This is a genomic window from Cupriavidus sp. JZ107, from assembly GCF_053903255.1.
On the sequence record NZ_CP096481.1, the window covers coordinates 2,483,550 to 2,507,173 of the forward strand.

The 23,624-nt window shown below is 67.5% G+C and carries 18 protein-coding genes and 1 other RNA gene; 11 read left to right on the forward strand and 8 right to left on the reverse strand.

The features are described from left to right. Window positions 1-64: 64 nt before the first annotated feature. Window positions 65-2,785, reverse strand: coding sequence for a DNA gyrase subunit A (gene gyrA, locus M1D55_RS20930; RefSeq protein ID WP_456281732.1), 2,721 nt, complete (start codon window positions 2,783-2,785; stop codon window positions 65-67). A 436-nt stretch (window positions 2,786-3,221) separates the two neighbouring features. Here gyrA and ompA point away from each other — a divergent pair, with 436 nt between their 5' ends. The 4 genes from ompA (at window position 3,222) to ssrA (ending at window position 5,927) form a co-directional block, all read left to right on the forward strand. Next, window positions 3,222-3,884, forward strand: a complete 663-nt coding sequence (ompA, locus tag M1D55_RS20935) for an outer membrane protein OmpA (protein ID WP_023265125.1) — start codon at window positions 3,222-3,224, stop codon at window positions 3,882-3,884. A gap of 203 nt (window positions 3,885-4,087) precedes the next feature. After that, window positions 4,088-4,837 carry a bifunctional 2-polyprenyl-6-hydroxyphenol methylase/3-demethylubiquinol 3-O-methyltransferase UbiG gene (gene ubiG, locus M1D55_RS20940; RefSeq protein ID WP_006576184.1) on the forward strand — a complete coding sequence of 250 codons (750 nt, stop codon included), beginning with the start codon at window positions 4,088-4,090 and terminating at the stop codon, window positions 4,835-4,837. Between the two features lie 2 nt (window positions 4,838-4,839). Beyond that, window positions 4,840-5,514 (forward strand): phosphoglycolate phosphatase, encoded by a 675-nt coding sequence (gph, locus tag M1D55_RS20945; RefSeq protein ID WP_006576183.1) that lies wholly within the window; start codon window positions 4,840-4,842, stop codon window positions 5,512-5,514. Between the two features lie 54 nt (window positions 5,515-5,568). Continuing rightward, window positions 5,569-5,927: a transfer-messenger RNA gene (gene ssrA / locus M1D55_RS20950) on the forward strand. Window positions 5,928-6,034: 107 nt separating this feature from the next. On the opposite strand, the gene M1D55_RS20955 is transcribed toward ssrA, so the two are convergent. After that, window positions 6,035-6,979, reverse strand: coding sequence for a LysR family transcriptional regulator (locus tag M1D55_RS20955; protein WP_023265127.1), 945 nt, complete (start codon window positions 6,977-6,979; stop codon window positions 6,035-6,037). Between the two features lie 232 nt (window positions 6,980-7,211). Between M1D55_RS20955 and ycaC the strand changes: the two genes are divergently transcribed. Both ycaC and M1D55_RS20965 read left to right on the forward strand, forming a co-directional pair. Continuing rightward, window positions 7,212-7,835, forward strand: a complete 624-nt coding sequence (gene ycaC, locus M1D55_RS20960) for an isochorismate family cysteine hydrolase YcaC (protein ID WP_006576181.1) — start codon at window positions 7,212-7,214, stop codon at window positions 7,833-7,835. Between the two features lie 211 nt (window positions 7,836-8,046). After that, on the forward strand, window positions 8,047-8,625 hold the full coding sequence (locus tag M1D55_RS20965) for a flavin reductase family protein (protein ID WP_006576180.1): 579 nt from the start codon (window positions 8,047-8,049) through the stop codon (window positions 8,623-8,625). A 40-nt stretch (window positions 8,626-8,665) separates the two neighbouring features. On the opposite strand, the gene M1D55_RS20970 is transcribed toward M1D55_RS20965, so the two are convergent. Next, entirely contained in the window at window positions 8,666-9,616 is a 951-nt protein-coding gene (locus M1D55_RS20970; RefSeq protein WP_456281733.1) for a LysR family transcriptional regulator ArgP, read from the reverse strand. Between the two features lie 108 nt (window positions 9,617-9,724). Between M1D55_RS20970 and M1D55_RS20975 the strand changes: the two genes are divergently transcribed. From M1D55_RS20975 to M1D55_RS20985, 3 genes are all read left to right on the forward strand, one after another. After that, window positions 9,725-10,321 carry a LysE/ArgO family amino acid transporter gene (locus M1D55_RS20975; protein WP_456281734.1) on the forward strand — a complete coding sequence of 199 codons (597 nt, stop codon included), beginning with the start codon at window positions 9,725-9,727 and terminating at the stop codon, window positions 10,319-10,321. A 250-nt stretch (window positions 10,322-10,571) separates the two neighbouring features. After that, a complete protein-coding gene (locus tag M1D55_RS20980) occupies window positions 10,572-11,204 on the forward strand; it encodes a carbonic anhydrase (RefSeq protein ID WP_456281735.1) in 633 nt (210 codons plus the stop codon). A gap of 35 nt (window positions 11,205-11,239) precedes the next feature. After that, window positions 11,240-12,838: a SulP family inorganic anion transporter gene (locus M1D55_RS20985; protein ID WP_456281736.1), complete on the forward strand. Its 1,599-nt coding sequence runs from the start codon at window positions 11,240-11,242 to the stop codon at window positions 12,836-12,838. 132 nt (window positions 12,839-12,970) lie between these two features. Here M1D55_RS20985 and parC read toward each other — a convergent pair whose 3' ends face one another. Both parC and M1D55_RS20995 read right to left on the reverse strand, forming a co-directional pair. Further along, complete coding sequence (gene parC / locus M1D55_RS20990; protein ID WP_456281737.1) at window positions 12,971-15,295, reverse strand: DNA topoisomerase IV subunit A; 2,325 nt, start codon at window positions 15,293-15,295, stop codon at window positions 12,971-12,973. A gap of 38 nt (window positions 15,296-15,333) precedes the next feature. Continuing rightward, entirely contained in the window at window positions 15,334-17,337 is a 2,004-nt protein-coding gene (locus M1D55_RS20995) for a DNA topoisomerase IV subunit B (protein ID WP_064572921.1), read from the reverse strand. A gap of 359 nt (window positions 17,338-17,696) precedes the next feature. Between M1D55_RS20995 and M1D55_RS21000 the strand changes: the two genes are divergently transcribed. After that, entirely contained in the window at window positions 17,697-18,908 is a 1,212-nt protein-coding gene (locus tag M1D55_RS21000) for an MFS transporter (protein WP_023263934.1), read from the forward strand. Between the two features lie 2 nt (window positions 18,909-18,910). Continuing rightward, a complete protein-coding gene (locus tag M1D55_RS21005; protein ID WP_006578368.1) occupies window positions 18,911-19,042 on the forward strand; it encodes a hypothetical protein in 132 nt (43 codons plus the stop codon). A gap of 214 nt (window positions 19,043-19,256) precedes the next feature. Here M1D55_RS21005 and M1D55_RS21010 read toward each other — a convergent pair whose 3' ends face one another. The 3 genes from M1D55_RS21010 to creB form a co-directional block, all read right to left on the reverse strand. Further along, complete coding sequence (locus M1D55_RS21010) at window positions 19,257-21,218, reverse strand: ATP-binding cassette domain-containing protein (protein ID WP_456281738.1); 1,962 nt, start codon at window positions 21,216-21,218, stop codon at window positions 19,257-19,259. Window positions 21,219-21,390: 172 nt separating this feature from the next. Continuing rightward, window positions 21,391-22,845, reverse strand: a complete 1,455-nt coding sequence (gene creC, locus M1D55_RS21015; RefSeq protein WP_456281739.1) for a two-component system sensor histidine kinase CreC — start codon at window positions 22,843-22,845, stop codon at window positions 21,391-21,393. A 16-nt stretch (window positions 22,846-22,861) separates the two neighbouring features. After that, window positions 22,862-23,569: a two-component system response regulator CreB gene (creB, locus tag M1D55_RS21020; protein ID WP_064572915.1), complete on the reverse strand. Its 708-nt coding sequence runs from the start codon at window positions 23,567-23,569 to the stop codon at window positions 22,862-22,864. Window positions 23,570-23,624 lie beyond the last annotated feature (55 nt).

Genomic DNA, 23,624 nt, shown 5'->3' on the forward strand with positions numbered 1-23,624 from the left:
TTCGTCCGGTTTAGTCCGGTAGCGACTGGCCTAGTTCCAGCAGCCGCGACATTGTTGCATCTGATTACGATTGAGCGCCATTGTCACCATTTGCGACATCATCGGCGCCATTGCCGGCACCATTGTCGTCGCCGTTGGTGGCAGCGTCGTGATCGCCGTTCTCGCCGGCCTCGCCGTTCTCGCCGTTCTCGCCATTATCCGCATCGCTTTCGACGATGCGCTGCAGGCCCGAGAGCTTGGTGCCCTCGTCGACGTTGATCAGCGTGACGCCCTGCGTCGCGCGGCCCATCTCGCGGATTTCGGCCACGCGGGTGCGGATCAGCACGCCGCCGGTGGTGATCAGCATGATCTCGTGCTCCGGCGCGACCAGCGCGGCGGCGACCACGCGGCCGTTACGCTCGCTGGTCTGGATCGCGATCATGCCCTTGGTGCCGCGGCCGTGTCGAGTGTATTCGGTGATCGGCGTGCGCTTGCCATAGCCGTTCTCCGTCGCGGTCAGCACGCTGCCAACCGAACCGGCATCCTCGGCGTTTTCCGCGTTCTCGGCCGGCGCAACCAGCATCGCGATCACGGTCTGGCCGTCGTCGAGGTTCATGCCGCGCACGCCGCGGGCCTGCCGGCCCATCGGACGCACGTCGTTCTCGTCGAAGCGCACCGCCTTGCCGGCGTCCGAGAACAGCATCACGTCGTGCTGGCCATCGGTAATCGCCGCGCCGATCAGGTAGTCGCCCTCGTCGAGGTCGACCGCGATGATGCCGGCCTTGCGCGGGTTCGAGAACTCGGTCAGCGCGGTCTTCTTGACGGTGCCGCGGGCGGTCGCCATGAAGATGAAGTGCTCGGCGTCGAACTGGCGCACCGGCAGGATCACCGTGATCTTCTCGCCTTCCTGCAGCGGGAACATATTGACGATCGGCCGGCCGCGCGAGGTCCGCGAGCCCTGCGGCACTTCATAGACCTTCAGCCAGTACAGCCGGCCGCGGTTCGAGAAGCACAGGATGTAGTCGTGCGTGTTGGCGACGAACAGCGTATCGATCCAGTCGTCTTCCTTGGTCGCCATCGCCTGCTTGCCGCGGCCGCCGCGCTTCTGCGCGCGGTACTCCGAGATCGGCTGGCTCTTCATATAGCCGCTGTGCGACAGCGTGACCACCATGTCCTGCGGCGTGATCAGGTCCTCGGTATCGAGCTCGGTCGCGTTCAGCTCGATCTGCGAACGGCGGTCGTCGCCGAATTCGGCGCGGATCGCGGTCAGTTCGTCGGTGATGATCGTGGTAATGCGCTCCGGCCGTGCCAGGATGTCGAGCAGGTCGGTAATCGCGGCCATCACGTCGCGGTATTCCTGCACGATCTTGTCCTGCTCCAGGCCGGTCAGGCGCTGCAGGCGCATCTGCAGGATTTCCTGGGCTTGCGAATCGGACAGGCGGTACAGGCCGTCGTCCTGCATGCCGAACACCGGCGGCAGGCCGTCCGGGCGGTAGGCCGCGCGGCCGCCCGGAGTATCGGTCTCGGCGCGCGCCAGCATCTCGCGCACCAGCTGCGAATCCCAGGACTTGGCCATCAGTTCCTGCTTGGCGATCGGCGGGGTCGGCGCGGCCTTGATGATCGCGATGAACTCGTCGATGTTGGCCAGCGCTACCGCCAGGCCTTCCAGCACGTGGCCGCGCTCGCGGGCCTTGCGCAGCTCGAATACGGTGCGGCGGGTCACCACCTCGCGCCGGTGCGACAGGAAGCACTCCAGCATCTGGCGCAGGTTCAGCAGGCGCGGCTGGCCGTCGACCAGCGCCACCATGTTCATGCCGAAGGTGTCCTGCAGCTGGGTGTTCTTATATAGGTTGTTCAGGACAACCTCGGGCACCTCATTGCGCTTCAGTTCGATGACCACGCGCATGCCGGACTTGTCGGACTCGTCGCGGATGTCGGAGATGCCTTCGATCTTCTTCTCGGTGACCAGCTCGGCGATGCGCTCCAGCAGCGTGCGCTTGTTCACCTGGTACGGCAGCTCGTCGATGATGATCGCCTGCCGCTGGCCCCGGTCGATGTCCTCGAAGTGAGTACGTGCTCGCATCACCACACGGCCACGGCCGGTGCGGTAGCCTTCGCGGACACCCTGGATACCGTAGATGATGCCGGCGGTCGGGAAATCGGGCGCCGGAATCAGCTCGATCAGTTCGTCGACCGTCGCCTGCGGGTTGCGCAGCAGGTGCAGGCAGCCGTCGACCACTTCATTCAGATTGTGCGGCGGGATATTGGTGGCCATGCCGACCGCAATACCCGACGAACCGTTGATCAGCAGATTCGGAATACGCGCCGGCAGGATTTGCGGCTCGTTTTCGGAGCCGTCGTAGTTCGGAACGAAATCGACGGTTTCCTTATCGATGTCCAGCAGCATTTCATGCGCTATCTTGGACAACCGGATTTCCGTATAACGCATGGCCGCGGCATTGTCGCCGTCGACCGAACCGAAATTGCCCTGGCCGTCGACCAGCATATAACGCAGCGAAAAATCCTGCGCCATGCGGACGATGGTGTCGTAGACCGCGGTGTCGCCGTGCGGGTGATATTTACCAATCACATCGCCGACGATACGCGCCGACTTCTTATAAGGGCGGTTCCAGTCGTTGTTCAGCTCGTGCATCGCATACAGCACTCGCCGGTGGACGGGCTTCAGGCCGTCCCGTACATCGGGAAGCGCGCGCCCGACGATCACGCTCATCGCGTAATCCAGGTACGAGCGACGCATTTCCTCTTCGAGGGAGACCGGAAGGGTTTCTTTGGCGAATTGATCCATTGCGGCGTGGCTTATGCGGTTGAAACGCCCGCAAGCGGCGGTCGGCACGGGGTGAATCGGTGCGGCCGGCGCGGCGGGTAACATGGCATTCTAACATGCGGCGCACCGGGGCCCGGCGCCCCTCCCACCACCCTTCACGCGGCCCGCCCCGCTCGGGGACGATGCCTTGGAACCCAAGCGGGACAAGGGTTTGCGGGCATCGCAAGGGCCATGTTGCACAAACACCACAGGCCCCGAAGCCATGGATTGAATCGCATATATTTACTTCTTAGGAAACGAGCCTTGTGGCACAATTCCCCAGCGAAGAGCCAGACATTGTTCGAAGTGGAGCATTCGTCACCTCGAGCGAGAAGGTTATACTCCGAAGAATGTATGACTTGTTTTCGTCCATTTGCTCGCAGTAACCCTGCGGTGATCTCATCCTGAGAGGAGAAATATGAAAAAATTTGCCAAGCTCGCGCTCGTTGCAGCTACCGCAGTAATGGCCGCATCCGCTCAAGCCCAGACCGCGTCGGTCCCCTACGAAAAGAAGGCGGTCAACGACAACTGGGGTAACGGTACGAGCGAGTACGTGTGGAAGAATGGCACGAACGAGCTCTGCTGGCGCGATAGCTCCTGGACCCCGGCCACGGCCAATGCTCAGTGCGACGGCGCGCTGGCTCCGGCTGCTGCCCCGGCTCCGGCTCCGGCTCCGGTCGCTCCCCCGGTGGTCTCGAGCGAGAAGGTCACCTTCGCCGCTGACACGCTGTTCGACTTCGACAAGGCTGTCCTGAAGCCGGAAGGCCGCGCCAAGCTGGACGACCTGGTGTCGAAGCTGTCGGGCATCACTCTGGAAGTGATCATCGCCGTCGGCCACACCGACTCGTTCGGTACCGATCGCTACAACGATCGCCTGTCGATCCGCCGCGCCGAAGCCGTCAAGGCCTATCTGGTGAGCAAGGGCGTGGAAGCCAACCGCGTCTACACCGAAGGCAAGGGCGAGCGTCAGCTGAAGGTCGATCCGAAGTCGTGCAAGGGCAACCGCACCGCTCAGATCGCCTGCCAGCAGCCGAACCGCCGCGTGGAAGTCGAAGTGGTCGGTACCCGCAGCGCTCGCTGATCGGTCCCGCTCCACGGCGAAAAAGCCCAGCGCAAGCTGGGCTTTTTTTCGCCCTGCGTTTTCGTTCGGCGTCCTTGTACCGCCTTCCTGCGCCGCCCTCTTGTCCATCGGACAACGCGCCGCCCGGCTCGCTTCGGGGGACGCATTTTGTTAGAGTTGCCCCAATTCCCAATGTCCCGCGCCGCCAGGCGCGCGCCAGATTCATGACGCCGACTTCCCCCGTGATTCACCCGACCGTCGACACCCGCCAGATTGCGCGCAACGCCGATCTGAAGGAAATCGACAAGTTCAGCGAAATGGCCCACCGCTGGTGGGACCCGAACAGCGAATTCAAGCCGCTGCACGAAATCAATCCGCTGCGGCTGAGCTGGATCGACAGCATCGCCGACCTGCGCGGCAAGAACGTGGTGGACATCGGCTGCGGCGGCGGCATCCTGTCCGAGAGCATGGCCCGCGCCGGCGCCACCGTGCGTGGCATCGACCTGTCGACCAAGGCACTGAAGGTCGCCGACCTGCACAGCCTGGAATCGGGCGTCGCCGTAACCTACGAGGAGATCGCGGCCGAGGCCTTGGCCGCGCGCATGCCGGCCAGCTTCGACGTGGTCACCTGCATGGAAATGCTGGAGCACGTGCCGGACCCGGCCTCGATCGTGCGCGCCTGCGCCACGCTGGTCCGGCCCGGCGGCCACGTGTTCTTCTCGACGATCAACCGCAATCTGAAGGCGTATCTGCTGGCCGTGCTCGGCGCCGAATACGTGCTCAACATGCTGCCGCGCGGCACGCACGACTACGACAAGTTCATCAAACCCGCCGAACTGGCCCGCTTCGCCCGGCAAGCGGGTCTGGACCTGATCGAGCTGCGCGGCATGGTCTACCGTCCGCTGTCCCAGGTCTACGAGCTGAGTCGCGATACCGACGTCAACTACATGATGGCCCTGCGCCGGACCGCCTGAGCATGCCGACCTTCGACGCTGTTTTCTTCGATCTGGACGGCACGCTCGCCGATACCGCGCCCGACCTCGCCGCCGCGGCCAACCGCCTCGTGGTCGAGCATGGCCGCGAGCCGGTCGATTACGCGCTGCTGCGCCCGGTCGCCTCGCACGGCGCACGCGGGCTGATCGGCGCCGCCTTCGGCAAGACGCCGGACGACCCCGATTTCCCGGCGCTGCGCGATGCCTTCCTGAACTACTACGAAGCCGATATCGCGGTGCAGACGCGCCTGTTCGACGGCATGGACGAGGTGCTGGCCGCGCTCGAATCCGCCGGCATCCGCTGGGGCATCGTCACCAACAAGATCGCCCGCTTCACCACCCCGCTGGTCAATGCGATCGGCCTGGCGCCGCGCGCCGCCGCGGTGGTCAGCGGCGACACCACGCCCTACCCGAAGCCCCACCCGGCCCCGCTGCTGCACGCCGCGCAGGTCAGCGGCGTCGACCCGCTGCGCTGCGCCTATGTGGGCGACGACCTGCGCGATATCCAGGCCGGCAAGGCGGCCGGCATGGCCACCATCACGGCGGCCTACGGCTACTGCGGCGAAGGCGAGCCACCGGAGCGCTGGGGCGGCGACTATCTGGTTCGCCATCCCAGCGAGTTGATTCCGCTGCTCACGACGGGCGCTGCCGCTCTCTAGGGAACCGACACGCACGCCCGGCGTCGAAAGCGAGTACAATCCGTTTTCCTTACTGGGGCCGACCTGGTTTCGACGTGGGTTGCAAAGCAGTAGAGGGCATACCGAGGACCCGTCACCTCGTAAATCAATGGGAACGCAATAACTGCTAACGACGAACGTTACGCACTGGCAGCCTAAGGGCCGCCGTCCTCGCACTGGCTCGCTGACGGGCTAGGGTCGCAAGACCACGCGAGGTCATTGACGTCAGATAAGCCCTGCGGGTGTCACGACCTCAGGGACGAAAACCAAGTGACTCGCCGTCGTAGAGCGTGTTCGTCCGCGATGCGGCGGTTAAATCAAATGACAGAACTAAGTATGTAGAACTCTCTGTGGAGGATCTGCGGACGCGGGTTCGATTCCCGCCGGCTCCACCAGTATTCCACCCGACGACATCCGGCAGATGTCCTCAAACCCGCGACAGCGTCAGCTGCGCGGGTTTTTGTTTGCCCGGCCGCGGCCGATTCGACGCCTGCATCCGGACTCAAGCCGCTTCGGAGACGGCGTTGCCCTCGGCCCGTTCCCACGGCATCGATGGCGAGAACATCTCGACCAGATGATCGATAAAGGTCCGCACCTTCGCCGGCACATGGCTGGTGTTCGGATACAGCGCGGATATGACATAGGGCCGCTGGGTCAGCTCCAGCGGAATCGCCATCAACTGGCCGCGCTTGAGCGCCTCAGCGGCCAGGAAGATCGGCAGCGACGCAATGCCCAGCCCGGCGATCGCCATGTCGCGGATCGCTTCGCCATTGTTGGCGACGATGCGCGAACGCATGGCGACGGAGACCGGCGTTCCCCGCTCGTCCTCGAACTGCCAGAAGCGCCTCGCATGGACCAGCGCATAGTCGATCGCGTCGTGCTCCGCCAGTTCGGCGGCGTGGCGCGGCACGCCCCGGCGCTCCGCATAGCCGGGGCTGCAGCACAGCACGCGCGGACATTCGCCGAGCATCCGCATTCTGAGGCTCGAGTCCTGCAGGTAGCCGATCCGGATCGCGACGTCGTAGCCGCCATGGGACAAGGCCATCGGCCGGTCATCGTAATCCACGGCGATTTCCAGGTCCGGATGCTGGCGCGCAAACGCAGCAATGACCGGCCCCAGATAGAGAATGCCGAACGACATCGGCGTGGCGACACGCAGCCTGCCGCGCAGGGTCACGACGTCCCGGTGCGCGGCCATGCCCTCCGCCGTCTCATGAATCTCGCTGAGCAGCGGCGCGATCCGTTCGTAGAACGCCTCGCCCGCCTCGGTCGGTTGAAGCTGTCCCGGTGCACGATGGAACAGTTGTACCGACAGCGCGAGCTCGAGGTCGCGAATGCGCTTGCTGACGACGGATTTCGTCACGTTGAGCCGCCGTGCCGCCCCGGTGATGCCACCGGCCTGCACGACGCGCACGAACGTTTCCATATCATCGTATCGCCACTGCATCGGTCCCCACCCCCATCAGCACCGCACTGGTGCATCGCGCCTCGGCACGTTCGTTCGCGCCGAACGTGATGTTCGCTGCCGCCCAACCGATTGGCCGCTACAACGCCCTCGATTTCGCCATATTCTGTCTTCATCCGGGGGCGATGCCAACGGTGCCGCGGACGCGCTCCGGATCGTCCAAGCCATTGCAACCGCGCGAACGGCACGACGCGATCAACCTGTGGAGACTGTCATGACAAAACCCTATACGAGACTCGACAAGAGCCAGGCCGCCGTGCTGCTGGTCGACCATCAAACGGGTCTGCTGTCGCTGGTACGGGATTTCCAGCCCGATCAGTTCAAGAACAACGTGCTTGCCCTTGCCGATCTCGCGGCGTATTTCAAACTTCCGACGATCCTGACCACCAGCTTCGAAGACGGGCCGAACGGACCCCTGGTGCAGGAGCTGAAGGACAAATTCCCCGACGCGCCCTATATCGCCCGACCCGGCAACATCAATGCCTGGGACAACGAGGACTTCGTCAAGGCGGTGAAGGCGACCGGCAGGAAACAGCTGATCGTCGCCGGCGTCGTGACCGAAGTCTGCGTCGCGTTTCCCGTGCTGTCGGCGATCGAAGAAGGATTCGATGTCTTCGTGGTGACCGACGCCTCGGGCACCTTCAACGAAGTGACTCGCTATGCCGCCTGGGACCGCATGTCCGCCGCGGGCGCGCAACTGATGAACTGGTTCGGCGTTGCCTGCGAGCTGCATCGCGATTGGCGTAATGACATCGAAGGGCTGGGCCAGATGTTCTCCGAACACATTCCCGACTATCGCAACCTGATGGCGTCCTATGCGCTGCGCCAGGGCAGGTAACACGCCCCGCCGCCCTCGGCGCGGCTGATTGGAACCGGCTGGCGAATCCATCGACTTCCCCATTCCCCGGCCCCTGCGCCGCAAGCCCTCAATTGCCGAGGCCTTGCGGCGTTTTCATTGCGGCCGCGCCGCGGCGCCAGCGGGCTTTCACGCCGCACTGATGGCATCATCGCGCAACCGAGTCCTCCTTTTTTCATTGCCGAGCCCGCCGATGACCGCCTTCCAGCCCGTTCCCCTGCAATACGCCAGCCGCCTGATCAACCATGGCCCGACGGTGCTGATCACCAGCAGCGACGGCGCCCGCCGCAACGTAATGGCCGCCGCGTGGTCGATGCCGGTCGAATTCACGCCGCCGCGCATTGCGATCGTGATCGACAAGCGCACCTTCACGCGCGAGCTGGTCGCGGCGAGCGGCAGCTTTGGCATCTGCATTCCCGGCGCGGCCGCGATCGACATGACCTATGCGGTCGGCAGCGCCACCGGCCGCGATGTCGACAAGTACGCGCAATTCGGCATCGCCACCATCACCGGCCCCGAGCTGGGACTGCCGCTGATCGAAGCCGGCTGCAGCGCGTGGATGGAGTGCCGGCTGATTCCGGAAGCGCATACCGAGGATGCCTACGACACCTGCTTCGGCGAGGTCGTCGCGGCCGCCGCGGATCCGCGCGTGTTCGCCAATGGCCGGTGGAAGTTCGATGCCGGCAACGAGGCACTGCACACGATCCATCATCTGGGCGGCGGCAACTTCGTGCGCTCGTCGTCGACGATCGCCGCCAGGCCGATCGCCTGAGCCAACGGCCCGTGCTGGACACGACCGCGAGCGCTACCGTTCAGCGTTTTTTCCCTGCCCGCAACGGCCTCAATGGCCGCAACGACGAAGACGCCGCCTGCCGCACCGCCTGCGTGACCGCGTCGAGCGCCGGCGAGCGCAGCCGCCACCGGTGCCAGTACAAGGGCACGTCCAGGTGCCGGCCGGGCGCGAATTCGGCGAGCGAGCCCTGCGCCAGCGGCTCGCGCACGAAGGGCTCGGGCATCATGCCCCAGCCGAGCCCGCGCTGGGCGAACGCGACGAAGCCGGCGGTGGACGGCACGTAGTGAATCGGCGGCATCGGCTGCTCGGCATCGACGCCGATCAGCCGCGCGATAAAGCGGGCCTGCAGCGCATCCTTGCGATTGAAGGCCAGCATCGGCGTACGCGACAGGCTGCCGGCGTTCACGCCCTTCGCAAAGACCCGTGCAATCAACGGCGGCGAAGCGACGCCCAGATACCGCATGATGCCCAGCGGTTCGACCGTGCAGCCCTGCACCGGCTCGGCGCTGGCGCTGACCGCCGCCATCACCACGCCCTCGCGCAATAGCGTCGCCGAATGGTCCTGGTCCTCGACGCGAAGATCGAAGACCATCGCGGGCTCGGCCGGCAATGCGTCGAAGCTGGCGGGAAACCAGCTGTCGAGCGAATCGGCGTTGACGGCCAGCGGCACGCGCAGCGGCATCCCGCCCGTGCCCCGCAAGCCATTGCCGTCGGCATCGCCCAGTTCGGCCAGGGTCTCCGCTTCGAGCAGCGCCAGCTGCTCGGTGTAGCGCGCCAGCGTGCGGCCCGCCGCGGTGGGCTGGCACGGGCTGCCGCGTTGCAGCAGCACCTGGCCGAGCCGCTCCTCGAGCTGGCGCATCCGTTGGCTGATTGCCGACGGCGTGACATGCAGGCGCCGCGCGGCGGCCTCGAAGCTTCCCTCCTGCAGCACCGCGGCAAAGGCGGCCAGTTGGCCGTTGTCGATCTTCATCGTTAGCGTTTCTAATCCACGGCAAGGAAGTTTAGTTTTTCTTTTGACTGGGGCCAAGCTAGGCTGACGACCTTTCCACTGCCGCGCGCTCCCCCGATGAAGATCGACATGCCCCTGATGGCCGGCTTTCTCTCCAGCCTGGCGCTGATCATTCCGATCGGCGCGCAGAACGCCTTCGTGCTGCGGCTCGGCATCCGGCGCCAGCACCGTCTGCCGGTGGCCCTGCTGTGCGCGATGTCCGATGCGCTGCTGATCGGTGTCGGCATCGCCGGCCTCGGCGCGCTGCTGCACGCCCATCCCGGCTGGCTGACGCTGACGCGCTATGGCGGCGCGGCCTTCCTCGCGGCCTATGGCTTGCTGGCGGCGCGCCGTGCCTTCGATGCCGGCAAGGTCGAACTGCAGGCCGCGGCGCCGCTGCCACTGGCAACCGCGCTGGCCACCTGCCTCGCCTTCACCTTCCTGAACCCGCACGTCTATCTCGATACCGTGGTGCTGCTCGGCGCGCTGGCGAGCCAGCATGGCAGCGATGGCCGCTGGATTTTCGGCATCGGCGCGGCGCTGGCCAGCCTGTCGTGGTTTCTCGCACTCGCCTATGGCGCCGGACTGCTGGCGCCGCTGTTCCGCCGCCCGGTGGCGTGGCGCTGTCTTGACGGCGCGATCGCGGCGGTAATGATCGGTCTGGCCTTGACGTTGGTACTGGGCTAGCCAGTGCGCTCGCGCGGCTTCAATGCGGCCGAATTCTGCATTGCACAAATTTGTGCGATGTAACACGGAACTGACTTTTGCCGAGGCCGGACGAAGAATTGTTCCGCCGTACGGCACCGCGATCCCGATGCACTGATGCAGTGCACTAGCGCGTTTCCGCACTGACCCAGCGCCTCCTCGCAAGCGCTGGCGCAGTGCACGTGGCCGCGGCGGCCGTCCCGTTCCAACCGTCCGCCAGCAAGGAGCCACCATGGAAGTCGCCAAACGCCTGATGCTCGAGAACCGCGCCTGGGCCACCGAAGTGTTGTCACGCGATCCCGAACGCTTCAAGCGCCTCGCCGTGCGCCAGGCACCGGACGTACTGTGGATCGGCTGTTCGGACAGCCGGGTGCCGGCGGAACTGATCACCAATGCCGAGCCGGGCGATCTGTTCGTGCACCGGAACATCGCCAACCTGGTGTGCGAGGACGACCCCAATCTGATGAGCGTGCTGCAGTACGCGCTGGAGGTGCTGCGCGTCGGCAACGTGATCGTCTGCGGGCATCAGGGCTGCGGCGGCGTGCGCGCGTCGCTGGCGCGCGTTCCCGAGCTGCCGCATGTCGATGCGCGGCTCGACGAGATCCGGCAGGTCTATCGCGCGCATTGCGGCGAGCTCGATCGGCTCGATGGCGACGACGCCCGCACCGCGCGCCTGGTCGAGCTCAATGCGATTGCGCAGGTGCGCAAGCTGGCCGGGATGCCGCTGGTCCGCAAGGTGTGGGACAGCGGCCGCGCGCTGCGCCTGCATGCATGGATCTACTCGCTGGAAACAGGTCTGCTCGAGGAGCGGCTGTGCCTGGACGGCACGGAAGCGGCAACGGGCCTGGAACCGCTGGCCGCCTGACCCCATCGACCTGACCACTGGACCGCATCGACCCTATGAACTCGGCGCCCCCTACCTCGACTGTCTCCATCCCGTCCTCGCGCGATGCCTATCTGCGCCACCTCGGCCGCGATATCCCGGCCGGCGTGGTGGTATTTCTCGTTGCGTTGCCGCTGTGCCTGGGCATCGCGCTGGCCTCCGGCGCACCGTTGTTGTCCGGCCTGCTGGCCGGCGTGATCGGCGGCGTGGTGGTCGCCATGCTGAGCGGCTCGCAGCTGAGCGTCAGCGGTCCCGCGGCCGGCCTGGTCGTCATCGTCGTCGGCGCGATCGCGACGCTCGGCAGCTTTTCCGCGTTCCTGGTCGCGGTGATGCTGGCCGGCATGCTGCAGATCGTCTTCGCGTGGCTGCGCGCCGGCGATATCGCGGCGCTGGTGCCGTCGGCGGTGATCAAGGGCATGCTCGCGGCGATCGGCCTGCTGCTGATCATCAAGCAGCTGCCGGTCGCGCTCGGCCTGCCTTCGTCGGCGCCGCTGGACAGCCGGCTGGTCGACGAGGCCGGCCTGGCCGACGCCGCGCAACAGGTGCTCGGCATGGTGTCGGGCAGCAACCTGACGGTGGCCGCGGTCGCGCTGGCGATCCTGGTGCTGTGGGATACCGACTTCATCCGTCAACGGCGCGCGCTGCGGGCCCTGCCCGCGCCGCTGCTGGCGGTGCTGTGGGGCGTGCTGTACCAGCGCTTCGCCGTGCATGCGAGCCCCGATGCCGCGCTGGCGCCCGATCATCTGGTGCAGCTGCCGGCCATCGACGGCCCGGCTTCGCTGCTGGCCGAACTGGCGCGCCCGGACTTCTCGGCGCTGGCCAATCCCGATCTCTATGTGGTCGCGCTGACGCTGGCGATCGTCGCCAGCCTGGAGACGCTATTGAGCCTGGAGGCGGTCGACAAGCTCGACCCGATGCGCCGCGTGGCGCCGCCCAATCGCGAGCTCTACGCGCAGGGCGTCGGCAATATCGTGGCCGGCCTGCTGGGCGCGCTGCCGCTGACCGCGGTGATCGTGCGCAGCTCGGCCAATATCAGCGCGGGCGGCCGCACCAAGGTGTCGGCGGTCGTGCACGGCGTGCTGCTGCTGGCCAGCGTGCTGTTCCTGTCGGATCTGCTGCGCTGGATTCCGCTGGCGGCGCTGTCGGCCATCCTGCTGCATGTGGGCTACAAGCTGGCCAAGCCGGCGCTGTTCGTCGAGGCCTGGCGCAAGGGGCCGGCGCAGGCGCTGCCGTTCGTCGTGACGATCGCGGCGATCCTGGCCACCGACCTGCTGTTCGGCATCGCCATCGGCATGGCGGTGGGGATTGCCTTCACGCTGCGCCATCATGCGCAAAGCGCGATCTCGCTGACGCGCTACGAGGACTGCTATCTGCTACGGCTGCACAAGGACGTGTCGTTCTTCCACAAGGCGCAGCTGCGGCGCCATCTGGCGAAGGTGGAAGCGGGCGGGAAACTGATCATCGATGCGACCCGTTGCGAGCGCATCGACCACGATATCGAGGAAACGCTGACCGACTTCCAGCACGCCGCGCGGGTGGCGGGCATCGATGTCACGCTGCGCACGCCGGGGCCGGCGTCGCGCCTGCCGGCGGCATTGGCCGCCGCCGGGTCGTAGCGGCCGCCCGCGTTGCGACGCGGGCGGCGAGCGGGCGGGCGGGCGGTCAGTCAACCACCGGCAAATCAACCGGCGATCAACCGGCGATCAACCGGCGATCAACCGGCGATCAACCCGCCCATCCAGCGGGCATCAATCGGCCTTGACCGGCTCGATCGCCATCTCCTTGAGCTTGAGCTCGACCGCCTTGCCCTTGCGCGCGCGCTTGCCGACATAGGGCAGCAGGTTCGCGCCGGCCAGCTTCTGCGACGTCGCCTTGCCGCCTCGGCCGAGTCCGGACACCATCAGTCCGGGCGCGCCCACCGCGGCGACCTGCTGCAGCGTTTCCTTCGGTTCCAGCTCCATCAGGATCACGCCGCGTCCGCCGCCGGACAGCACCTTGATCTCGTCGAGCGCGATCAGCAGCAGGCGGCCATTGCCCGACAGGCAGGCCACGTGCGTCGCCTCGTCGCCGATCGGCGCGGGCGAGAGCGGCGCGTCGCCATCGTCGAGCGTCAGGAACGACTTGCCGCCCTTCTGCCGGCTGATCATGTCACCGACCTTGCTCTGGAAGCCGTTGCCGCCGCGCGTCGCGATCAGCATGCGCTGACCGGCCGTGCCGGCGAACGTATGCGCGATCTGCGTGCCCGCCTGCAGCTCGACCAGCGTGGTCAGCGGCACGCCGTCGCCGCGGCCGCCGGGCAGGCCCGCGACCGGCACCGAATAGACCCGGCCATTGGTACCGAAGGCGAGCAGCACGTCGATCGTGCGACATTCGAAGGTGCGGTACAGCGCATCGCCCGCCTTGAAGGCGAACTGCTGCGCATCGTGGCCATGGCCCTGGCGCGTGCGCACCCAGCCCTTCTCCGACACCACCACGGTCACCGGTTCGTCTATCACGCGCACCTCGGCGGCGGCGCGGCGCTCTTCCTGGATCAGTGTGCGGCGCGGGTCCTTGTCGGCCGGGCTGTACTGCCTGGCGTCGGCCTCGATCTCCTTGACGATGCGACGGCGCATCATGGTCTCGGACTTGAGCAGCACGTCGAGGTCGGCCTGTTCTTCGCGCAGGTCCTTCAGCTCCTGCTCGATGCGGATCGATTCGAGCCGCGCCAGTTGGCGCAGCCGGATTTCGAGGATGTCCTCGGCCTGGCGCTCGGACAGGCCGAAGGCCTGCATCAGCGCGGGCTTGGGCTCGTCGCCCTCGCGGATGATGCGGATCACCTCGTCGATATTGAGCAGCACCAGCATCCGGCCTTCGAGGATATGGATGCGGTCCTCGACCTTGCCCAGCCGGTGCCGGCTGCGGCGGGTCACCGTCTCGAAGCGGAAGGCGATCCATTCGCGCAGGATCTCGGCGAGGCCCTTCTGCCGCGGACGGCCGTCGGTGCCGATCATCACCAGGTTGATCGGCGCGCCGGTCTCGAGGCTGGTATGCGCGAGCAGCGTCTGCGCGAATTCCTGCTGGTCGATGTTCTTGCTCTTGGGCTCGAACACCAGCCGCACCGGCGCGTCCTTGCCGGACTCGTCGCGCACCGCGTCGAGCACGCCGAGCATGGTCTGCTTCAGCTGCAGCTGCTCGGGGGTCAGCGACTTCTTGCCGGCGCGGACCTTCGGATTGGTCAGTTCCTCGATTTCCTCGAGCACCTTCTGCGCCGAGGTGCCGGGCGGCAGCTCGTTGACCACCAGCTGCCACTGGCCGCGCGCCATGTCCTCGATGACCCAGCGCGCACGCACCTTCAGGCTGCCGCGGCCGCTCTCGTAGATCTGCGCGATGTCGGCCGGCGACGAGATGATCTGGCCGCCGCCCGGATAGTCCGGGCCCGGCATCAGCGCCAGCAGCTCGGCCAGCGTGATGTTCGGATTGCGGATCATCGCGACCGTGGCCGCGGCGACCTCGCGCAGGTTGTGCGGCGGGATTTCGGTGGCCATGCCGACCGCGATGCCGGACGCGCCGTTGAGCAGCACGAACGGCAGCCGCGCCGGCAGCAGCTTGGGCTCTTCCATCGAGCCGTCGTAGTTCGGCGCGAAGTCGACCGTGCCCTGGTCGATCTCGTCGAGCAGCAGCCGCGCGATCGGCGTCAGCCGCGCCTCGGTGTAGCGCATCGCCGCCGCGCCGTCGCCGTCGCGCGAGCCGAAGTTGCCCTGGCCGTCGATCAGGGGATACCGCAGCGAGAAGTCCTGTGCCAGCCGCACCAGCGCGTCGTAGGCCGACTGGTCGCCGTGCGGGTGGAATTTGCCCAGCACGTCGCCGACCACGCGTGCCGACTTGACCGGCTTGGCGTCGGCGCGCAGGCCCATCTCGTGCATCGCGAACAGGATGCGGCGCTGCACCGGCTTCTGGCCGTCGGCCACCTCCGGCAGCGCGCGGCCCTTGACCACGCTGATCGCATAGTCCAGATAGGCGCGTTCGGCGTAGTGGGCGAGCGTCAGCGAATCGGCCGGCTCGTCGGGTTGAAACGTAATGTCTTGTTGTTCCATGGATGCTCAATACCTGCCGTCAGGGCCTTGATGGGCCGTCAGATGTCGGCCACGACTTCGTTGCCGCGTTCCTCGAGCCAGTTGCGCCGCTGCGCGGCCTCGCCCTTGCCCATCAGCATGTTCATCACGCCGACCGTCTTCGGCAGGTCGTACTCGCCGAGCGCCACCGGCAGCAGCCGGCGCGTGTCGGGGTTCATCGTGGTCTCCCACAGCTGCTCGGCGCTCATCTCGCCCAGGCCCTTGAAGCGCGAGATCTGCCACGCGCCTTCCTTGACGCCGTCCTTGATCAGCTTGTCCTGGATCGCCTCGAGCTCGCCGTCGTCGAGCGCGTACAGCTTCTGCGCGGGCTTCTTGCCGCGCGCCGGCGCGTCGACGCGATACAGCGGCGGACGCGCGACATAGACGTTGCCCTGCTCGATCAGCTTGGGGAAATGGCGGAAGAACAGCGTCAGCAGCAGCACCTGGATGTGCGCGCCGTCGACGTCGGCGTCCGACAGGATGCAGATCTTGCCGTAGCGCAGGTTCGACAGGTCCGGCTCGTCGTCCGGGCCGTGCGGGTCCACGCCGATCGCCACCGCGATGTCGTGCACCTCGTTGTTGGCGAACAGGCGGTCGCGCTCCGTCTCCCAGGTGTTCAGCACCTTGCCGCGCAGCGGCAGGATCGCCTGGAACTCCTTGTCGCGGCCCATCTTGGCCGAGCCGCCGGCCGAATCGCCCTCGACCAGGAACAGCTCATTGCGCGACACGTCGGTCGATTCGCAGTCGGTCAGCTTGCCGGGCAGCACGGCCACGCCGGAGCCCTTCTTCTTCTCGACCTTCTGCGCGGCGCGCGTGCGCGCCTGGGCCTGGCGGATCACCAGCTCGGCCAGCTTCTTGCCATAGTCGACATGGTGGTTCAGCCACAGCTCCAGCGCCGGCCTGCTGAAGGTCGAGACCAGCCGCACCGCGTCGCGGCTGTTCAGCCGTTCCTTGATCTGGCCCTGGAACTGCGGGTCCAGCACCTTGGCCGACAGCACGAATGAGGCGCGCGCGAACACGTCCTCGGACATCAGTTTGACGCCCTTGGGCAGCAGCGCGTGCATCTCGATGAAGCTCTTGACGGCCTGGAACAGGCCCTCGCGCAGGCCGGATTCGTGCGTGCCGCCGGCCGGCGTCGGAATCAGGTTCACGTAGGACTCGCGCACCGGCGCGCCTTCCTCGGTCCAGGCCACCACCCACGACGCGCCCTCGCCCTCGGCGAAGCCCTCCTCGCCGGCATTGGCATCGGGATCGGCGAAATGCTCGCCCTCGAACATCGGGATCACCAGCTCGGCGCCGCTGCCTTGCGCCAGCGCCTCGATCAGATAGCCCTTCAGGCCCTGGTCGTACTGCCAGGTCTGCACGGTCGGCTCCTGGCCGCCGCTCTTCTCGATGACCAGCGTGACCTTGACCCCGGGCAGCAGCACCGCCTTGCTGCGCAGCAGCCGCTGCAGTTCGGCCAGCGGAATCGTGGCCGAATCGAAGTACTTCGGATCGGGCCAGACCTGCACCCGCGTGCCGTTCTTCTTCTCGCCGCGCTCGATCTTGCGCGTGGTCAGCGGCGTGGTCACGTCGCCGCCGGAGAAGGTCAGCGTGGAGAAATTGCCGTCGCGCCAGACCGAGACGTCCAGCCGGGTCGACAGCGCATTGGTCACCGACACGCCGACGCCGTGCAGGCCGCCCGAGAACGCGTAGGCGCCGCCCTTGCCCTTGTCGAACTTGCCGCCCGCGTGCAGCCGCGTGAAGACGATCTCGACGACCGGCACCTTTTCCTCTGGATGGATGCCGACCGGAATACCGCGGCCGTCGTCGTCGACGCTGACGCTGCCGTCGCGATGCAGCGTGACGACGATCTCGCTGCCGAAGCCGCCCAGCGCCTCGTCGGAGGCGTTGTCGATGACCTCCTGCACGATATGCAGCGGGTTGTCGGTACGGGTGTACATGCCGGGTCGTTGCTTGACCGGCTCCAGTCCTTTCAGGACGCGGATGGAAGATTCGCTGTACTGACTGGGTTTGCTCGCCATGGAGTCGTTACGAAAGTGGGAATCGCGGCCGCCGGACATCCGCATCGGGAGGGCCGGCCAAGCCGGGCAGCCTGCATTGTAATGGAACGCTGCAGGCGCCAATCCCGTATCAAGCGGGGAATTCTGCCCGTTCCAGCAGGGACGGCGTCCCAGGCCGCGGCCGAGCCGAAGGCGCGCCGGCGCGGCTCGCTGGCCACTCCCTCCGCATAAAACCCTGGCCGGCCGGGTGAATTCGGCGGCGGCCGACGCGCCTTTTCGATGCGGAGTACACTCGCCAGCACGATTGCCCGGCAGGGCAAGACGACGGCAACGAACAACACAACAACGACAACAGCAACACCCTCCGGACCGAGCCAGACATGCCAAGAAAACCACTCTCCCTGACCACCGTGCTGATCTGCGGGGGCCTGCTCGTCACGCTGTCGATGGGCATCCGCCACGGCTTCGGCCTGTTCAACCTGCCGATCACACAGGCGCACGGCTGGAGCCGCGAAACCTTCGCCTTCGCGCTCGCGCTGCAGAACCTGATGTGGGGCGCGGCGCAGCCCTTTGCCGGCGCGCTGGCCGACAAGTTCGGCGCGCTCAAGGTGATGCTGGTCGGCGTGGCGCTGTACGTGGCGGGTCTGGTCGTGATGGCGATGGCCAGCAGCGGCACCGCGTTCGCCTCGGGCGCCGGCATCATGATCGGCATCGCGCAGGCAGGCACCACCTACAGCGTGGTCTACGGCGTGATCGGGCGCGTCGCCAGCCCCGAGAAGCGGGTCTGGGCGATGGGCATCGCCGCGGCGGCCGGCTCGTTCGGCCAGTTCCTGATGATTCCGGTCGAGCAGAGCCTGATTTCGGGCGTGGGCTGGCAGAACGCGCTGTTCGTGCTGGCGGTAATGGCCTGCATGATGCTGCCGCTGGCGATCGCACTGCGCGAGCCGGACCAGGGCGGCGCGGCGCACGGCCATCGCCAGACCATCGGCCAGGCGGTCAAGGAAGCGTTCGGCAACCGCAACTTCCAGCTGCTGACGCTCGGCTATTTCGTCTGCGGCTTCCAGGTGGTCTTCATCGGCGTGCACCTGGCGCCGTACCTGAAGGACCGCGGCTTCACCGATCCCAAGGTCGCCACCGTGGCGCTGGCACTGATCGGGCTGTTCAACGTGTTCGGCACCTATACCGCCGGCGCGCTGGGCCAGCGCATGCCCAAGCGCTATCTGCTGTCGTTCATCTACCTGAGCCGCTCGATCGTGATCGCGGCCTATCTGCTGCTGCCGCTGTCGGCGTTCAGCACCTGGGTATTCGCCGCGCTGATGGGCGCGCTGTGGCTGTCCACGGTGCCGCTGACCAACGGCATCATCGCGCAGGTGTTCGGCGTGCAGTACCTGTCGATGCTGTCGGGCGTGGTGTTCTTCTCGCACCAGATCGGCAGCTTCCTCGGCGCGTGGCTGGGCGGCTATCTGTACGACCGCACCGGCGCCTACGACATCGTCTGGGGCATCGCGATCGCGCTCGGCGTGGTCGCGGCGCTGGTCAATCTGCCGATCCGCGAGCAGGCGCTGGTGCGCCCGCAGGCGGCGGCCGCCTGACCATGACGACGCGCGTGCTGCGGATCATGGGCGCCGCCACGCTGGCGGCGGCGCTGGTGCTCGGCTTTATCGGTTATCTGCAGCCCGGGTTCATGGTCGATGTGACCAATATGGTGCTGGCCTGGTGCGGGTGAGGGATTTGGGCGCCCAATGCCCTCTCCCGCGCGCGGGAGAGGCGAGAAAACCGGGGGGGGGTCGATGAGCCGACGCGGCCTCTCCCGCCTTGGGAGAGGGAGAAACCGGCGGCATTCGACGAACCAGCACTCCCCCCGATGAACCGACACTCCCCTCTCCCGCTTGCGGGACAGGGCCCGGGGGAGAGGGCAGCCTGCCGAAAGCGCCCGCGCCCTAGCCTTCGCCGCGGCGCTTGGCCTCCAGCAACTCCCAGCGCTCCAGCGCTTCCAGCAGTTCCACCTCGATCTCGTCGAAGCGCGCCGCCAGCTGCGCGGCGCGCGGCGGGTCGCTGGCATACAGCGAGCCGTCCTCGAGCTGCCCGCCGATGGTCTTCTGTTCGGCCTCCAGCGCGGCGATGCGCTCGGGCAGCGCGTCGAGTTCGCGCTGCTCCTTGTACGACAGCTTGACGGTCCGGTTGGCGCCGCGCGCATCGCGCCCCGCCGCCTTGGCCGCTTCGTCCCCGCCGGCGGGCTTGCCGGTCTCGGTGGCCTTGCGTTCCGCGCCCCGCTCCGCTCCCTTCTGGCCCTGCGCGGCCGCGCTGCGCTCCGACTGCTGGACCCAGTCCGAATAGCCCCCGACATACTCGCGCCAGCGCCCCTCGCCTTCCCACGCGATCGTCGAGGTCACCACGTTGTCGAGGAAGGCGCGGTCGTGCGACACCAGGAACACGGTGCCGCCGTAGTCCTGCAGCAGTTCCTCCAGCAGTTCCAGCGTCTCGATATCGAGGTCGTTGGTCGGCTCGTCGAGCACCAGCACATTGGCCGGCCTTGCAAACAGCCGCGCCAGCAGCAGCCGGTTGCGCTCGCCGCCCGACAGCGACTTGACCGGCGAACGCGCCCGCTCGGGCGCGAACAGGAAATCGCCCAGATAGCTCATCACGTGCTTGCGCTGGCCGTTGACCTCGACCCAGTCGCTGCCGGGGCTGATGGTGTCGGCCAGCGACGTCTCCAGATCCAGCTGCGTACGCATCTGGTCGAAGTACGCAACCTGCAGATTGCTGCCGTTCTTGACCACGCCCGCGTCCGGCGCCAGTTCGCCGAGGATCAGCCGCAGCAGCGTGGTCTTGCCCGCGCCGTTCGGCCCGATCAGGCCGACCTTGTCGCCGCGCATGATGGTGCCGGTGAAGTCGCGCACCACGGTGCGCTCGCCAAAGGACTTGGTCACGCCGGTCAGTTCGGCGACGATCTTGCCCGAGCGCTCGGCCTGCGAGACCTCGAGCTTCACATTGCCCTGCACCTCGCGCCGCGCCGCCCGTTCGGCACGCATCGTCACCAGCCGCTGGATGCGCGCGACGCTGCGCGTGCGGCGGGCCTCCACGCCCTTGCGGATCCACACCTCCTCCTGCGCGAGCAGCTTGTCGAACTTGGCCTGCTCGACCTGCTCGGCCGCCAGCATCTCGGCCTTGCGCGTCTGGTAAGCGGCGAAGTTGCCGGGGAAGGACACCAGCTTGCCGCGATCGAGCTCGACGATGCGCGTGGCGACGCGATCGAGGAACGCACGATCGTGGGTAATCAGCAGCACGCTGCCGCGAAAGCCCAGCAGCAGATCCTCGAGCCAGCGGATCGCCTCGACGTCGAGATGGTTGGTCGGCTCGTCGAGCAGCAGGATGTCGGGCTCGGCCACCAGCGCCTGCGCGAGCGCCACGCGCTTGCGCGTGCCGCCCGACAGCGCGTCGACGCGCGCAACCGGATCGAGGCCGAGCCGCGCCAGTGTCGTCTCGACGCGCGTGCGCAGCTGCCAGGCATCGGCCGCGTCGAGCTCCGACTGCAGCCGATGCAGTTCGGCCAACGTGGCCTCGTCGTGATGCTCGGCCAGCCGGTTGGCGGCATGTTCGTAGGCGACCAGCAGGTCGTGGGCGGCGCCCATGCCCTGGGCGACCGCATCGAACACCGTCAGCTGCGCCGCGAACTCGGGTTCCTGCGGCACATAGGCGGTGGTGATGCCCTGCTGGCGCGCGATCAGCCCGTCGTCGGGCGCGGCCTGTCCGGCCACGATCTTCAGCAGCGAGGACTTGCCCGAGCCGTTGCGGCCGATCAGGCCGACCCGTTCGCCGGCCTCCAGCGAAAAGTCGGCGTGGTCGAGCAGCGCCACATGGCCAAAGGCCAGCTGGGCGTCGGAAATGGAGAACAGGGCCATGACAGCGAAGGAAGGAGGCGCGAAATAAGGGCGCGAAATGAAGGGTCGCGAGCGCCGAGGCCGGCGCGGAGGACGCGGCGCGAGCCTGGCACGGCGCGCGTCATGCCGGATCGGCGGCGAGCCGGCATTGTAGAGCATGCGCGGGAGCGGCGCGCCCGCCGCGGACGGAGGGCTAGCGCGGCACCGCCGGCAGGCGCAGCAGCGCCTGGGCCCCGCCCTGCGGCCGGTTGCCGAGTGTCAGCTCGCCCCGGTGCAGCAGCGCCACCTCGCGCGCGAAACACAGGCCGAGCCCGGTGCCCTTGTCGCGGCCGCCCGGCCGGGGGAGCGAATAGAAACGCTCGAACACCCGCGGCAGCGCGTAGTCGGGGATGCCCGGGCCACTGTCGGCGACCGTCACGGCAAACGCCTCCCCGTGCGCGCCGCGCTCGCGGTGCAGCCCCAGCGCGACCGTGCTTCCGGCCGGCGCAAAGTCGACCGCGTTGTCGATCAGGTTGACCAGCGCCTGCCGCAGCAGGAACGGATCGCCCAGCACTTCGGCGGGCGCGGCATCGGTCTCGACGCGCGGCGACAGCACCACGCCGCGCTGCCGCGCGCGCGGTTCCAGTTCGGCCGCCACTTCCGTCAGCAGCGGCGCCAGCGCGACCGGACGCGGCGCCTCCAGCCGCTGGCGCTGCTCGACCTCGGCCAGCGCCAGCAGCTTGGCGACCATCTCGGCCAGGCGCCGCGCCTGGCTGTCGATATTGCCGACGAAGCGGGCGCGATCGGGCGCGGGCATGTCCTCGCGCAGCAATTCCGCCGCGCCACGGATCGCCGCCAACGGGCTCTTCATCTCGTGCGTCAGCGTATGGATGTAGTGCTCGACGTACTGCTTGTCCTCCAGGCGCAGGCGCATCGTCTCCATCGCCCTGCCCAGCTCGGCCAGCTCGCCGGCGCCCGACAGCGGCATCGCGGCGCGCTCGCCCGCCGCCACCGCGCGTGCATAGCGGCGCAGCCGGCGCAATCCGTTCGCCAGCCACAACGTGCAGGCCAGGCCGATCGCCGCGGCCACGCCCATCAGCAGCAGCCCGTGCAGCAGGATGCGGTGCTGGCTGCGCGCGATCACCGGCGCCATCACCGCATTGGGCTTGGCCACCGTCAGCACGCCCAGCAGGCGCTCGCCATCGCGGATCGGCGCCGCGACGTACATCACGGTGCTGCCCTCGTCGTTCGGGTCGCTGCGCGTGCTGCGCGCACCGTACTTGCCGCGCAGCGTCAGGTAGACGTCGTTCCACCGCGAATAGTCCTGGCCCACCGCGGTGCCGGCCGAATCGAAGCGCACGATGCCGGCCGTGTCGGTGACATAGACGCGGTAGCCGATCTCGCGCTTGCGCAGCCCCCACAGCTCCGCGTCCAGCGGCGCGTCGCGCAGCGCGTTCAGCTGGCGCGCGAAGGCACCGTCGGCGATGCGGCCGTCGCGCATGTCGTCGGCCGCCAGCGCCGCCAGCGCGTGCGCGGTATCGATCAGCGTGTCTTCCATCGCCTGGCGCACGCCCGGCTTGACCTCCTGCACGAACACGCGAAGCGTCAGCCAGGCCGCCAGCCCGACGATCAGGAAGAAACCCAGGAAGATGCGCAGGCCGATCCGCATCCGTCGCCGGTCCCGCTCAGATGGCCAGCGAGTAACCCATGCCGCGATGGGTGCGGATCGGGTCCTCGTCGCCGGCGGCGCGCAGCTTGGCGCGCAGCGTCTTGATATGGGTGTCCACCGTGCGGTCGCTGGTATCGAGCGCGTCGTCCCAGACCAGGTCCATCAGCTGCGCGCGCGAGTAGATGCGGCCCGGATGGTCGGCCAGCAGCGCGAGCAGCCGGTATTCGTAGCGGGTCAGGTCGAGCCACTGGCCGCGGTAGGCGAGCCGGGCGCCGTCGCGATCGTGCAGCAACGGCGGCACCGCATCCTGTCCGCCCGCCGGCGCGGCGCCCTCGCCCCGGCCGCGCATGCGGCGCAGGATCACGCGCACGCGCGCCGCGAGTTCGCGCGGCGAGAACGGCTTGACCACATAGTCGTCCGCGCCGATCTCCAGCCCGACGACACGGTCGATCTCCTCGTGGCGCGCGGTCAGGAAAATCACCGGCACATCGGAAAAGGTGCGCAGCGTGCGGCAGACCTCGAAGCCATTCAGGTCCGGCAAGCCCACGTCGAGGATCACCAGATCGACCGCTTGCGCGCGCAGCCGCGCGATCGCCTCGCCGCCCAGCGCGCAATGCTCGACCTGCATACCCTCGGTGCGCAGCGCATAGAGAATCGTATCGGCAATGGCGGACTCGTCGTCGACCACGAGGATCGACGGGGCATGCGTGGCGTTGGCTTGCATCGAGGACTTGCGGGCGGCTGCGGCAGGAAATGAGAGGGGGGAAACGGGTCCGTCA

Excerpts from the sequence above, each read along its gene's own strand:
- gyrA (WP_456281732.1), bottom strand. The coding sequence starts at position 2,785 with ATGGATCAATTCGCCAAAGAAACCCTTCCGGTCTCCCTCGAAGAGGAA.
- ompA (WP_023265125.1), top strand. The coding sequence starts at position 3,222 with ATGAAAAAATTTGCCAAGCTCGCGCTCGTTGCAGCTACCGCAGTAATG.
- ubiG (WP_006576184.1), top strand. The coding sequence starts at position 4,088 with ATGACGCCGACTTCCCCCGTGATTCACCCGACCGTCGACACCCGCCAG.
- gph (WP_006576183.1), top strand. The coding sequence starts at position 4,840 with ATGCCGACCTTCGACGCTGTTTTCTTCGATCTGGACGGCACGCTCGCC.
- M1D55_RS20955 (WP_023265127.1), bottom strand. The coding sequence starts at position 6,979 with ATGCAGTGGCGATACGATGATATGGAAACGTTCGTGCGCGTCGTGCAG.
- ycaC (WP_006576181.1), top strand. The coding sequence starts at position 7,212 with ATGACAAAACCCTATACGAGACTCGACAAGAGCCAGGCCGCCGTGCTG.
- M1D55_RS20965 (WP_006576180.1), top strand. The coding sequence starts at position 8,047 with ATGACCGCCTTCCAGCCCGTTCCCCTGCAATACGCCAGCCGCCTGATC.
- M1D55_RS20970 (WP_456281733.1), bottom strand. The coding sequence starts at position 9,616 with ATGAAGATCGACAACGGCCAACTGGCCGCCTTTGCCGCGGTGCTGCAG.
- M1D55_RS20975 (WP_456281734.1), top strand. The coding sequence starts at position 9,725 with ATGCCCCTGATGGCCGGCTTTCTCTCCAGCCTGGCGCTGATCATTCCG.
- M1D55_RS20980 (WP_456281735.1), top strand. The coding sequence starts at position 10,572 with ATGGAAGTCGCCAAACGCCTGATGCTCGAGAACCGCGCCTGGGCCACC.
- M1D55_RS20985 (WP_456281736.1), top strand. The coding sequence starts at position 11,240 with ATGAACTCGGCGCCCCCTACCTCGACTGTCTCCATCCCGTCCTCGCGC.
- parC (WP_456281737.1), bottom strand. The coding sequence starts at position 15,295 with ATGGAACAACAAGACATTACGTTTCAACCCGACGAGCCGGCCGATTCG.
- M1D55_RS20995 (WP_064572921.1), bottom strand. The coding sequence starts at position 17,337 with ATGGCGAGCAAACCCAGTCAGTACAGCGAATCTTCCATCCGCGTCCTG.
- M1D55_RS21000 (WP_023263934.1), top strand. The coding sequence starts at position 17,697 with ATGCCAAGAAAACCACTCTCCCTGACCACCGTGCTGATCTGCGGGGGC.
- M1D55_RS21005 (WP_006578368.1), top strand. The coding sequence starts at position 18,911 with ATGACGACGCGCGTGCTGCGGATCATGGGCGCCGCCACGCTGGCGGCG.
- M1D55_RS21010 (WP_456281738.1), bottom strand. The coding sequence starts at position 21,218 with ATGGCCCTGTTCTCCATTTCCGACGCCCAGCTGGCCTTTGGCCATGTG.
- creC (WP_456281739.1), bottom strand. The coding sequence starts at position 22,845 with ATGCGGATCGGCCTGCGCATCTTCCTGGGTTTCTTCCTGATCGTCGGG.
- creB (WP_064572915.1), bottom strand. The coding sequence starts at position 23,569 with ATGCAAGCCAACGCCACGCATGCCCCGTCGATCCTCGTGGTCGACGAC.